Origin of the sequence: Chelativorans composti (assembly GCF_039541695.1) — a bacterium.
Taxonomy (GTDB): domain Bacteria; phylum Pseudomonadota; class Alphaproteobacteria; order Rhizobiales; family Rhizobiaceae; genus Chelativorans; species Chelativorans composti.
In genome coordinates this window covers 21,424-33,116 of the sequence record NZ_BAABGS010000064.1, presented here as the reverse complement: position 1 = coordinate 33,116, position 11,693 = coordinate 21,424, and the positions used below count along the sequence as shown (strand labels likewise).

At 64.1% G+C, this 11,693-nt stretch carries 13 protein-coding genes; 4 read left to right on the top strand and 9 right to left on the bottom strand.

Annotated elements, in window-relative coordinates; all coding sequences use genetic code 11:
- Positions 1 to 281: 281 nt before the first annotated feature.
- The 9 genes from ABD906_RS11450 to ABD906_RS11415 form a co-directional block, all read right to left on the bottom strand.
- Entirely contained in the window at positions 282 to 887 is a 606-nt protein-coding gene (locus tag ABD906_RS11450) for an aldehyde dehydrogenase family protein (RefSeq protein WP_345099537.1), read from the bottom strand.
- 115 nt (positions 888 to 1,002) lie between these two features.
- Positions 1,003 to 1,170 (bottom strand): aldehyde dehydrogenase family protein, encoded by a 168-nt coding sequence (locus tag ABD906_RS11445; RefSeq protein WP_345099532.1) that lies wholly within the window; start codon positions 1,168 to 1,170, stop codon positions 1,003 to 1,005.
- Between the two features lie 156 nt (positions 1,171 to 1,326).
- On the bottom strand, positions 1,327 to 1,470 hold the full coding sequence (locus tag ABD906_RS11440) for a hypothetical protein (protein WP_345099531.1): 144 nt from the start codon (positions 1,468 to 1,470) through the stop codon (positions 1,327 to 1,329).
- Positions 1,471 to 1,533: 63 nt separating this feature from the next.
- The gene (locus ABD906_RS16110; protein WP_425549988.1) at positions 1,534 to 1,710 is read right to left on the bottom strand and encodes a CoA transferase; all 177 of its coding nucleotides are present in this window, start codon (positions 1,708 to 1,710) and stop codon (positions 1,534 to 1,536) included.
- Positions 1,711 to 2,013: 303 nt separating this feature from the next.
- Entirely contained in the window at positions 2,014 to 2,601 is a 588-nt protein-coding gene (locus tag ABD906_RS11435) for a DJ-1/PfpI family protein (protein WP_345099530.1), read from the bottom strand.
- A 65-nt stretch (positions 2,602 to 2,666) separates the two neighbouring features.
- Positions 2,667 to 3,614 (bottom strand): substrate-binding domain-containing protein, encoded by a 948-nt coding sequence (locus tag ABD906_RS11430; protein WP_378188491.1) that lies wholly within the window; start codon positions 3,612 to 3,614, stop codon positions 2,667 to 2,669.
- A 56-nt stretch (positions 3,615 to 3,670) separates the two neighbouring features.
- The gene (locus ABD906_RS11425) at positions 3,671 to 4,675 is read right to left on the bottom strand and encodes an ABC transporter permease (protein ID WP_378188493.1); all 1,005 of its coding nucleotides are present in this window, start codon (positions 4,673 to 4,675) and stop codon (positions 3,671 to 3,673) included.
- Positions 4,650 to 6,227: a sugar ABC transporter ATP-binding protein gene (locus ABD906_RS11420; RefSeq protein ID WP_378188496.1), complete on the bottom strand. Its 1,578-nt coding sequence runs from the start codon at positions 6,225 to 6,227 to the stop codon at positions 4,650 to 4,652. Before ABD906_RS11420 ends, ABD906_RS11425 begins: the two co-directional genes overlap by 26 nt.
- Positions 6,227 to 6,940 carry a GntR family transcriptional regulator gene (locus tag ABD906_RS11415; RefSeq protein ID WP_345099528.1) on the bottom strand — a complete coding sequence of 238 codons (714 nt, stop codon included), beginning with the start codon at positions 6,938 to 6,940 and terminating at the stop codon, positions 6,227 to 6,229. The genes ABD906_RS11420 and ABD906_RS11415 overlap by 1 nt, the downstream gene beginning before the upstream one ends.
- A 78-nt stretch (positions 6,941 to 7,018) precedes the next feature.
- Between ABD906_RS11415 and ABD906_RS11410 the strand changes: the two genes are divergently transcribed.
- Genes ABD906_RS11410 through ABD906_RS11395 form a run of 4 tightly spaced genes read left to right on the top strand, consistent with a single transcriptional unit; the run spans position 7,019 to position 11,580 of the window.
- Positions 7,019 to 8,059: an Ldh family oxidoreductase gene (locus ABD906_RS11410; RefSeq protein WP_345099527.1), complete on the top strand. Its 1,041-nt coding sequence runs from the start codon at positions 7,019 to 7,021 to the stop codon at positions 8,057 to 8,059.
- Positions 8,056 to 9,273, top strand: coding sequence for an iron-containing alcohol dehydrogenase (locus tag ABD906_RS11405; RefSeq protein ID WP_345099526.1), 1,218 nt, complete (start codon positions 8,056 to 8,058; stop codon positions 9,271 to 9,273). The genes ABD906_RS11410 and ABD906_RS11405 overlap by 4 nt, the downstream gene beginning before the upstream one ends.
- 16 nt (positions 9,274 to 9,289) lie before the next feature.
- Positions 9,290 to 10,759, top strand: coding sequence for an NAD-dependent succinate-semialdehyde dehydrogenase (locus ABD906_RS11400; protein WP_345099525.1), 1,470 nt, complete (start codon positions 9,290 to 9,292; stop codon positions 10,757 to 10,759).
- 8 nt (positions 10,760 to 10,767) lie between these two features.
- Complete coding sequence (locus tag ABD906_RS11395; RefSeq protein ID WP_345099524.1) at positions 10,768 to 11,580, top strand: alpha/beta hydrolase; 813 nt, start codon at positions 10,768 to 10,770, stop codon at positions 11,578 to 11,580.
- Positions 11,581 to 11,693: the final 113 nt, after the last annotated feature.

Sequence of the window (11,693 nt, the reverse complement as noted above, 5' to 3'; positions counted from 1 at the left end):
GCCCATGGCTTCTACCGCACCGCTGCGCTCCTGAAGCACGCGATCGAGAAGCGGATGCCGAACCCGATCCAGGCAGGATCCGACTGACAGACGTGGCGCCGCCCCGTTCTGGGCGATGCGGACAACAAAATCCCCGGCGTGGCGAGGGCTGCGCCGGGGATTGCTGCTTGTGACGCTGACTGGAGCAATTCAGATTTTCACGGACTCTCTGAATTGCTCTCAGTGATTGTTTGGTCGCAGTTCCGGAAGGAACAGCGCTTTCGCTTATTCCTGGAGCTGCCCTAGAGGCCAGGGCCAACCTGTCCCGCTTCCAGATACATGTGCTTGGTTTCAAGAAAATCGTGAAGACCTTCCACGCCGTGCAGCCTTCCCAACCCGGAGTGGCGGTAGCCTCCCGTCTCGCCCTCGGCGAACAGGCGGCCGTGGCAGTTCAGCCAGACTGTTCCAGCGCGGATGGCGCGCGACACCCGCATGGCCCGATTAAGGTCCTGTGTGAAGACGCTTGCCGCCAGGCTAAAGCGCGTGGCATTCGCTTTCACGACTGCCTCGCTCTCGGTCTCGAACGTTTCGATCGAGACGATCGGCCCGAACAGCTCCTCCTGCACGAGCGGCGAGTCGAGATTGTCGATCCGGAAAAGCGTGGGCGTGAGGAATGCGCCGGCAGCAAGGTCTCCCCCCGGCGGCTCGCCCTTGAGGACAAGCTCGCCCTCGTCGCCAGCCTGCTCGATGAGGCGTGCCACGCGGTCGCGGTTCTGCAGATCGATGAGCGAACCCATCTGGCTTCGATCATTGCTGCCCGGCCCGACACGCACCGCCTGGAAGGCCTCCCTGATGCGGCTTGTGAACGCGCGCTCGATACTTTTCTCAAAAAGGAAGCGTGCGGCCAGATCTGGCCTGCCATCGTCAGCGCGCCCAGTGTCAGTTCCCGCACCGTCGTGTCAAGGTCTGCATCGGCGAACACGACCGCTGGTGCCTTGCCGCCCAGTTCAAGCGACAGGCGCTTCAGTGTGGGGCGGCGGCCGCCATGATCCGCTTCCCGGTCGCGCTCGATCCCGTGAAAGAGATCACGAGGACGTCCGGTGAGGCAACCAGTGCTTCTCCGACCTCCGTCCCCTGTTCGTTGACGGAGTTCACCACGCCCTTGGCAGCGAAGGACATTCGTGCAGGCATTGCATGACCCGCCCATGAATGAGTGGCGTCTGCGGCGCGGGCTTGAGCACTGCCGGGCACCGGCTGCCAGCCGGCGCCTGGCGGCTGCAAGAAAATGCGGCCAAGAGCGGTTACAAGCAGGCTGGGGGAGCGTCCAGAACCGCGGAACCCGTTGCCTCAGGACGAAAGGCCGGGTTCGGCGAGGATTTCCTTGGTATGCTCGCCCGGCCGGGGCGGAAGGGTGGCAACGCCCGGCCCGTCATGGGCGAAGCGGAAGCCTGCATTCAGAATGGAAGTACGTCCGACGCCATCGTTGGGCACCTCATCTCCAGCATCAGGTTGCGGCCTCTAGCTGCGGCAGCTTCAGCACCTCGCGCACGGGGCTCACCGCGCCGGCGGGCACGCCTGCCTCCGCAAGGATGGCTCCCGCTCGAGCGCCGTCTTGGTCTTGAAGGTCTTTGTCAGCTCTTCCTGCAGCTCCCTGTCGTTCGCCATGCGCGAGTCTGGATCCGCAAAGCGCGGGTCAGTGAGCAGGTCGGGCCGTCCGATGGCCGCGCACAGGGCTCGTACTGGTATTGTTGCGCAGTGCCGATGGTAACGGCGTTGTCGGCGGTCTCGAAGGTGTCGGCGGTGGGGGCTAGCGAGGAACCGCGATTACCGGTGCGCCTCGGCTCGATGCCGGAGATGACCAGCGGATTGACGACCGACGAGATCATCGCGGGAGGGGTGGCTCGCCTTGATGTCACTTGTGAAAAAGTCGCGGACAGCTGCCGTCGGTCCGCCTCGCTCGAGGACAGAAAAAACTCCCCGCCACGGAGGTCGGGGAGCCGAGAGAAGGTTGCCCAGTGGAGGAATGGCGGCTACTCAGCTGTGGACGATCTTGGTCCCCAGCACGTTCAGGCACTCACGGATGAAGGCGGCAAGGGCCGTCCAGCCCTTGGCCGAGACCATGTTGCCGTCGACCAGCGCCTCGGTGGGCGAGAGGTCGACATATTCGCCGCCGGCGAGGATGACCTCGGGCTCGCAGGCACCGAGCGCGGCAACGCGCTTGCCGCGTACGACGCCATCGACCGCGATGAGGATCTGCACGCCATGGCAGATCGTGAAAATCGGCTTCTTGGCCTCATGGAAGTGCCGCACGATAGCCTGCACGCGCTTGTCGGTACGGATGTACTCCGGCCCGCGGCCGCCCGCGCAGTAGACGGCATCGTATTCTTCTGGACGCACCTCGCTGAAGGTCTTGTTGAGCTGGAAGTAGTGGCCGAGCTTCTCCGTGTAGGTCTGATGCCCCTCGAAGTCGTGCAGCGACGTGGCGATGATGTCGCCTGCCTTCTTGTCCGGGCAGACCACGTGAACGGTGTGACCCACGGCTTCCATGGCTTGCTGGAAGACGTAGATCTCGTATTCCTCGGTGAACTCGCCTACGAGCATCAGGATTTTCTTACCAGGCATGTTCATCACTCCTTGAGTCTCTGGATGGCTTGGGTGGCGGGCCGCCGGGGCCCGCCGCGGTCAGGTCAGAACGGAGAGTCCGGGAAGTAGAACTCCTGTGCGTTCTCCTTGGTGATGCGCGGAGCATCGAGGATGACCTTGCCGCGAATGGGCGCCTGGCCGTTGAGGTTGGCCGCGGTGAGGTAGACCGCGGTCTTGATCATCGACGGCGGGTAGGGGGTGGAGATCGGGGTGAGCGGATCGCCCTCCATCACCTTCTCGATGATCTCCTTCATGCCATTGGCGCCGAGCGCAAATTTGATGTCGGTGCGGCCGGCCTGCTGGATGGCCTCGAGCACGCCAAGCAGCATGTCGTCGTCATTCGCCCAGACCGCGTCGATCTTCGGATACTTCGCGAGATAGTCCTGCATCACCTTGAAGGCGTCGTCGCGGTTCCAGTAGGCGTACTGGATGTCGAGGATCTTGATGTCGCTGCCCTCGAGCGCATCCTGGAAGCCCTGGATGCGCTCATCGTCGATGACCGTCGGAATGCCGCGCAGCACGACGACATCGCCCTTGCCAAGCTCCTCGATCAGGAACTGGGCCGTTGTGGCGCCCACGGCGATGTTGTCGCCGGCCACATACAGATCCTGGATGGACTCGTCGGTCAGACCGCGGTCAACGACGGTGATGAAGGTACCCGCCTCCTTGACCGACTGGACCGGGCCAGTCAGCTCTTCGGATGTAAAGGGCAGGATCACGAGCGCATCGGGTTTGCGCGTGGCCACGAGGTCCTCGAGCACGCCCACCTGGGCGACGGCCGAAGGCGAGGTGTTGACGATCACGTCGATGTTCGGAAACGCGGCCTTGATCTCCTTGGCCGCCGCTTCGGCGTGATAGACGACGCCGCCGGTCCAGCCGTGCGTCGCGGCCGGAATGGAGACAGCGATTACCTTGGTGTCCTGGGCCAGTGCCGGCGCGGCGCTGAGAAGCGCCGCCGCACCTGCCAGAGCGAGCATGGTCCTTTTGATCATTACTACTCCTCCCATCAATGAGCCCCAGTTGAAAGACGCGCCGTCGTGTGGCTCCGTCACGACCGCCTGGAGAACCTCTGGATCAGCATGGCGACGATGATGATGACGCCCTGAACAGCCGCCACGAGGTACTCGGAGATGAAGTCCGAAAGCACCATCAGGTTGGCGATGAACTCGAGGATCACCGCGCCGGCCAGGCTGCCCCAGATATGGCCCTTGCCGCCGCGCAGGGCCGTGCCGCCGATGACGACGGCGGTGATGACCTGCAGCTCCCACAGCAGGCCGGTGGTGGGCGTCGCGGCACCAAGGCGCGGCACGTAGCATATGGCCGCGATGGCGACGCAGATGCCCTGGATGACAAACGCCAGCGTGCGTATCTTGCCGACCGAGATGCCGGAGAAGCGCGCCACGTCGACGTTGGCGCCGACTGCAGCGCAGCGGCGGCCGAATTTGGTCTTGTACAGAATGAACGAACCGACGATGGCGACGGCAGCGCAGACAATGACCGGAACCGGAATGCCCATCACCGTGCCGAAGTATAGAGGCCGGAAGGGCTCGCGCAGCGATCGGTCGATCGGGATCGAGCCGCCGTTTGACAGGAAGGTGATAAAGGCACGATAGACGCCCATCGTGCCCAGCGTCACGATGAAAGGCTCGATCTTGCCCAGAGTGACGACGAGACCGTTGACCAGGCCGCAGAGCGCGCCCACGCACAGCACGAAGACGATGCCGGCAGGGATGGCGTTGACGCCCCAGGTGGGCACCAGCCAGTTCATGAACAGGATCATGACGCCCGCGGCAAAGGCGGCCATCGAGCCGACCGACAGGTCGAGACACCCTGACGAGATGACGAAGGTAGCGCCCACCGCAATGATGCCGATGAAGGTGGCACGCGTCACCACATTGGTGATGTTGGTGGGCGACAGGAAGTCGGGGTTGATCAGGTAGCCCACGACCACCAGAACGGCGAGCGCAAGGAACGGGCCGAGATCGACCCAGTTGATGCGCTGAAATACCGACTCCTTGCTTACAAGTTCAGAGGTGGTGTCGGTCACGTGCATTCTCCTCCCTAGACGCAACTGCATCGGAACCGACCGTGGCGGCCAGCACGACGGCGTCTTCGGTGACCTCCTCATCCCGAAGCTCCGCCGTTATCCTTCCGTCCTTCATGACGAGGACGCGGTCACACAGGCCCACCAGTTCCTGCAGTTCGGACGATATGACGATGCAGGCCTTCCCCTGGCGCACGAGCTCGTCGATAAAGCTGTAGATCTGGCTCTTGTTGCCGATGTCGATGCCGCGTGTCGGCTCGTCGATGATGACGATCGAAGGATCCTGCAGCATCGTCTTGGCGAGCAGCAGCTTCTGCTGGTTCCCTCCCGAGAGCTGGCCTGCCTCCAGCTTCCTGGATCGGACGCGGATGTCGTATCGGCGTATGGCCGTATCGAGCTGCTCGTTCTCTATGCGCTCGTCGATGTAGATCTTCCTGTAGAGCCAGGACAGCGCGCTGAGCACGAGGTTAGGCGCCAGCCGCTCGCGCAGAAGCAGCCCCTTGCCCTTGCGGTCCTCGGTCAAATAGCCGATGCCCGCCTCGAAACCGTCGGCGACCGATCTGATATGGACCGGTTTGCCGTTTACGCGGATGGCTGCCGCCTTTGCCGGCCTCAACCCGAGAATGCCCTCGAAGATCTCCGTCCGTCCCGCGCCGATCATGCCGCCGAAACCCAGCACCTCGCCGGGCCGGGCAACAAAGGACACGTCATGGACAAAGCCGGGGACCGTGAGGTGCTCGACCTCGAAGACCGGCTCGGCGTCGCTCGTGCCGCGCTTGTGTGGATAGAGCATCGAAAGCTCGCGTCCGACCATCAGTCGCGCCATGTCCTGCTGCGTGAGGGTGCCGGCGTCGTAGGTCCCGATCATGTTGCCGTCGCGCAGCACGGTGATGCGGTCGGCCAGCGCCTCGACCTCGTCGAGCCGGTGCGAAATGTAGAGAACTGCGACACCCCGGTCCCTCAGTGCGCGGATCGTGTCGAGCAGCAGGTCGACTTCCGAGGCGGTGAGAACGGCGGTGGGTTCGTCGAATATGACGATCCGGTGTTCCTCGAGCAGCGCGCGGGCGATCTGCACCATCTGCCGCTGGGCAATCGAAAGCTCCCGGACGATCTGCCAGGGGCGGGCCGTGCAGCCCAGTGCGGCGAGCTGCCGGATGGCGGTCTGTTCCATTGTCCGGTCGTCAATCACCCCATGGCGGGTGACTTCCCGGCCCAGGAACAGGTTCTCGACAACCGTGAGGTCTTCGGCAAGCAGGATTTCCTGGTGGACGAGCACGATGCCGCGCTTCTCGGCGTCTGCCGGTCCATGGAAGACCACGTCTTCGTCCAGATAATGGACCGTTCCGAAGCTGGGCTGGATGTGTCCCGAAATCACGCGCATGAGCGTCGACTTGCCGGCGCCGTTCTCGCCGATGATCGCATGGATCTCGCCGGCACGCACGGTGAGGTTCACGTCACGCAGAACCGTGACGGGGCCGTACTTCTTGCCCACCCCGGTCAGCCGCATCAGCTCTGCGGTCTCCAGGTCAGGCGCCGCTCTTGTTTCAACCGCAGCTTCCATCATTGGTCGAACACCGGCAGCAGGCGGTCACGTGACCGCTCGATGTGGATGCGCATCGCGGTCTCCGCGGCATCCGGGTCGCGTGCCTCGAAAGCCGAGATGATGGCCTCGTGCTCGGAAAGCGCCTCTTCCGTCACCCGCGAGTGAAACATCAGGCGGAAGATGTGGTAGTGTACGTGCTGGTGAGCCAGCGTGGAGCGCATCAGCTCATTGCCCGCGATTTCCATGATCAGGTCATGAAAAACCGCGTCCTCGCGGGCGAACTGGGAATAGCGTATCCGCTCGTCACCCTTCTTGCTGCGGCGCGCCATGACGCCAGCAGCCTCGCTGAGGCGGGCGAGGTGTTCATCGTCCATCCGCATTGCTGCCTGGCGGGCAGCATGCGGCTCGAGCAGCAGGCGCAGCTCGTAAAGATCAAGGAACTGCTTGGCGTTGAGTTGTGGCGCCGCTCGGTAGCCCATGAGATGCGTCTTCACGACCAGCCCTTCGCCCTCGAGGCGGCCCAGTGCCTCGCGGACCGGGGTCTGGGATACGCCAAGTTCCCGAGCCAGGTTGTCGACCGTGATGCGGGCGCCTGGCGCAATCTTCAGCGACATGAGCTGCCCGAAGATCGTCTCATAGACCTCGTTGGCCAGGCTCGAAGGGCGCCGAATGGGCGTCGTGACAGTGGGTTCGCTGGGTGCGCCTTCTTGTATTTGAGCACGTCTAGCCATTGTCTGCCTCTTGCTATTGAAATTTCAATAACACGATGCTACACGATATTCAATCCGATATCGTATAGGATTTTCAGAATGCGCATAACGGCGGATGAGGCAATGTCTGTGGCGCGCTTCCTGCTTGAACGGGCAGGTGTCCCGGACGAGCACGCCCGACTCCAGGCGGAGGTGCTGGTGGAGGCCGAGCTAAGAGGGCATGCGTCGCACGGTCTGCAGCGGCTGCCCCGTCTGCTGGCGCGCATTCGCCATGGGCTGGTGAATGTTTCCGCGACCGGCCGGCAGGCCTGGCGTCGCAGCGCCTACCTTTACGTGGATGGCGAAGCGGGCCTGGGGCCTGTGGTTGCGATGGCGGCGATCAGGGTCCTGATGGATCGCGTGGCGGAAACCGGCATTGCGGTTGCCGGCATCTTCAACTCAAACCACCTCGGAATGCTTGCGCCTTATGTGGAGCGTGTGGCCGAATCCGGATATATCGGCATGGCCCTGTCGAGCTCCGAGGCGCTCGTCCATCCGCATAGCGGCGCCGAGGCCATGCTGGGCACCAATCCGATCGCAATCGCGGTGCCCGCCCGCCCGGGAGAGCCATTCGTGCTCGATCTTGCGACAAGCGTCATCTCCATGGGCAAGGTTCACGACTACGCCCTGCGGGGAGAGCCGCTCGAGGAAGGCTGGGCGCTTGATGCGGAAGGCAGGCCAACCACGGATGCGGAAGCCGCGAAGGCCGGCTCGCTTGCCCCCTTCGGCGGCGCCAAGGGTTATGGGCTCGGTCTCGCATTCGAACTGCTGGTCGCCTCCATTGCGGGCTCCGCGTTTGCGCCCGATGTGCGCGGCACTCTTGATGACTGTCATCCCGCCAACAAGGGCGATGTGTTCATCGTGATCGATCCTGTCCGCCAGAGTCTCGCCGATGTGATCGCAGCCTATCTCGACCGCGTTCGCAATGCCCGCGTCCGCGACGGGGCGGGAAGGATCCTTGTGCCAGGTGACCGTGCCCGGTCCCGCCGCCGGGAGTCGCTGGCGAACGGCATCAACGTCGCTCCCGTCCTCTGGTCGCGTCTCACCGGCCCCGAAGCCACGAAACTGTTTTCCCCCAAAGAGGAAGGCCACCCGTCATGATCACCTCCACCGCGCTCAGGGCGCCTCGCGAAATCCTGTTCGGTAGCGGGCAGCGCAGATCTCTCGGCCGCGTCGCACGCCGCTTCGGCAACCGCGCACTTGTTTGTACGGATGCACGGCTGGCGGGCGATCCGCTCCTCCGCGAAATGGTGGACGACCTTCGCCGCGCGGGGCTGGAGGTGCAGATTGACGCCGGTGTCGAGCCCGACGTCCCGCGCGACTCATGCGTGCGGGCGGCAGGGCCGGCGCGCGAGTTCAGGCCGGACCTGGTGATCGGCATCGGTGGCGGAAGTTGTCTCGACTATGCCAAGTGTGTTGCGCTGCTGGTGACGCACGGTGGATCGCCTGAACAGTACTATGGAGAATTCAATGTCCCCGGGCCCGTGCTGCCGGTGATCGCCATGCCGACCACGGCGGGCACAGGATCGGAGGCCACGCCCGTTGCCGTTCTCTCCGATCCGGACAAGATCATGAAGGTGGGCATCTCGAGCCCGCATCTCATTCCGCAGGTCGCCATCTGTGATCCGGAGCTGACAGTGACCTGTCCCCCCGGTTTGACCGCGGTGACGGGTGCCGATGCCCTTACCCATGCCATCGAGGCCTTCATGGCAGTGCGCCGCGAGCCATCGCCCGACCTCGCGCTTGATCGGGTGTTCATCGGCAAGACGGAGATGACCGACTTTCTCGCGCTGAAGGCTATCAGTCTGATCAATGGCGGCCTCGAGCGGGCGTGTCGGAATGGCTCGGATCTTGAGGCGCGCACCAGGGTGATGATGGGCGCGCTCTATGCCGGGCTTGCATTCGGTACGGCCGGCACGGCGGCGGCGCACGCCATCCAGTATCCCATCGGTACGCTGACCCATACGGCGCACGGTCTCGGCGTGGCCTGCATGCTGCCCTATGTCATGGCGTACAATCGATCGGTTTATGGCGCAGAGCTCGCTGAGGTCGGACGCGCGATGGGGCTTGCTGGCGCCGGCGAGGCGGAGCTTGGCGAGCGCACGATCCGGCACGTCGCCACGCTCTTCCGCACGATCGGTATCCCGGTCTCGCTTGCCGAGCTCGGCCTGCCGCGCGACAGGCTCGAATGGGTCGGCACGCAGGCGCTGACCGTTGACCGTCTCGTCAAGAACAATCCGCGTCCGCTTGATGCCGCCTCGATGGACCGTCTTCTTCAGGCGGCCTATGCGGGCGACCTTGCTAGCGTCGACTGAGTGACAGGAGCACAGGATGAACAAGCCGATTTCGACCGGCACGGGCCTGCCACGTTCGTGCCAGGATTATGCACCGGGCCTCTTCATCGGAGGGCAGTGGGTGCCGGGCAAGGGCATTCCCGTCGTCGACCCCGCCACGGAAGAGGTGCTGGCGGAAGTTCCGGATGCTACGGTCGAGCACGCCCGCGCGGCGGTGGATGCGGCGCATGCGGCGGCTGCCGGATGGCGCGGGCTTTCGCCCCGCAGGCGCTCGGAAATCCTCATGCGCTGCTATCAGCTCATGATGGAGCGTCAGGAGGAGCTCGCTCGCCTGATCACTCTCGAAAACGGCAAGAGCCTCGCGGATGCGCAAGGCGAGGTAGCCTATGCGGCCGAGTTCTTCCGCTGGTATGCGGAAGAGGGCGTGCGCGTGCGCGGCGAATATCAGCTCGCCCCCGCCGGTACCAACCACATCATCGTCGAATATGAGCCGATCGGCATCTGCGTGCTCATCACGCCGTGGAACTTTCCGGCCGCGATGGCGACCCGCAAGATCGCTCCGGCGCTGGCTGCCGGATGCACGGTCGTCCTCAAGCCTGCCAGCGAAACGCCGCTGACCGCCTACGCTCTTGCCTCGCTCTACCGGGACGCCGGCGTGCCCGATGGCGTGGTGAATGTCATCACCACGACAAGGCCGGGGCCGGTGACCGCCGCGATGCTGGACGACCCGCGTGTGCGCAAGCTCTCCTTTACCGGTTCGACGGCGGTGGGCCGAACGCTTCTGGCCGAGGCGGCCCGCACCGTCGTGAGCTGCTCGATGGAGCTTGGCGGCAATGCGCCCTTCATCGTGCTCGATGACGCCGATGTGGAAGCTGCGCTCGACGGTGCGATGATCGCTAAGATGCGCAATGCGGGTGAAGCCTGCACAGCTGCCAACCGTTTCATCGTGCAGGATGGCATCCATGATCGTTTCGTCGACGGGCTCGTCAAGCGCATGGCAGCGCTCAAGGTTGGCCCGGGGCTGGAGGAGGGTGTCCAGTGCGGGCCGATGATCACCCGCAAGGCCGTCGAGAAGATCGACGCGCTGGTGACGGGCGCGGTGAATCGCGGCGCGAAGGTGCTGCTCGGCGGCAAGCCTCTGGCCAACAAGGGCTTCTTCTATCCGCCGACGGTGCTTGCCGATGTGCCGCGCGATGCATTGATGGCGAAGGAGGAGATCTTTGGCCCGGTGGCTCCCGTCTACCGCTTCAGTGATCCGGACGACGCAGTGGCCTTCGCCAACGATACCGAGCACGGCCTTGCCGCCTATCTCTACACGTCCGATGTCAGGAAGGGCCTGCAGCTCGGCCGCCGCATCGAGACCGGCATGATCGGTCTCAACCGCGGACTTGTCTCGGATGCCGCCGCGCCCTTCGGTGGCGTCAAGCAGAGCGGATTGGGCCGCGAGGGCGGCGCCCATGGCATTCTCGAATTCCTTGAGGCAAAATACGTGGCTACGACGATCTGAGGGCCACCATGGACCTCTTTCGCACCCGCGACCACGTTCCTGACTTCGACGTCTATGTCGGGGCCTATCGCGAGCGCAGCGCGGCCACCCGCGCGCGCTGCCGCGCCGAGCTTGATGTGCCTTACGGTTCAGGGGAGTTTGAACGTCTGGACCTGTTCTTTCCCGAAGGGGAGGTGCGGGAGGCGCCCGTCCATCTCTTCATCCACGGCGGCTACTGGCGGATGTTCGACAAGAGCGACTTTTCGTTTGTCGCGGATACGGTGGTAGGGGCGGGAGGTGTCGCGGCCATCCTGAACTACAGCCTGATGCCCGCCGTGCGCATGGAGACGGTTGTGCGTCAGGTGCGCGCCGCGGCGGCGTGGCTTCAGGAACGGGCGGCAGCTTTCGGTGGCGATCCCCAGAACCTCACCATCTCGGGTCATTCGGCGGGCGGGCACCTGTGTGCGTTCCTGCTGGACACGGACAGCCCGGTGCGGCCCAGGGGAGCTCTAATGCTGAGCGGAATTTACGAACTCGCGCCGCTCCAGCGCTCCTTCCTGCAGCCGGAGATCGGCATCACGGACGAAGAGGTGCACCGTTTCTCGCCGCTGCGGCTCGCCTACCAGCCATCGGGGCCTGCGATCCTGATGGCAGGGGAACGTGAGACGGCGCCGTTTCACGAACAGGGGCAGGCGATGGCGGCGACCCTGCGGCGCGATGGGGTCAAGGCCGCCTTCCATTCCATCCCGGGCGCCAATCACATGAGCATCGTGCTCGACTTGGGCGATTCCGGGACTGCGCCCGGCCAGGCGCTCGCCAGCCTGATGAAGCAAGAGGCATAGGTCTTCGACGCCGCCCTGCAAGCACCTGCATGCTGGCGCATTCATGATGTGATGAACCCTCCGATCACGAACGCTATCAATCCTATCGGCGACAATCGTAATAATCATTTTGC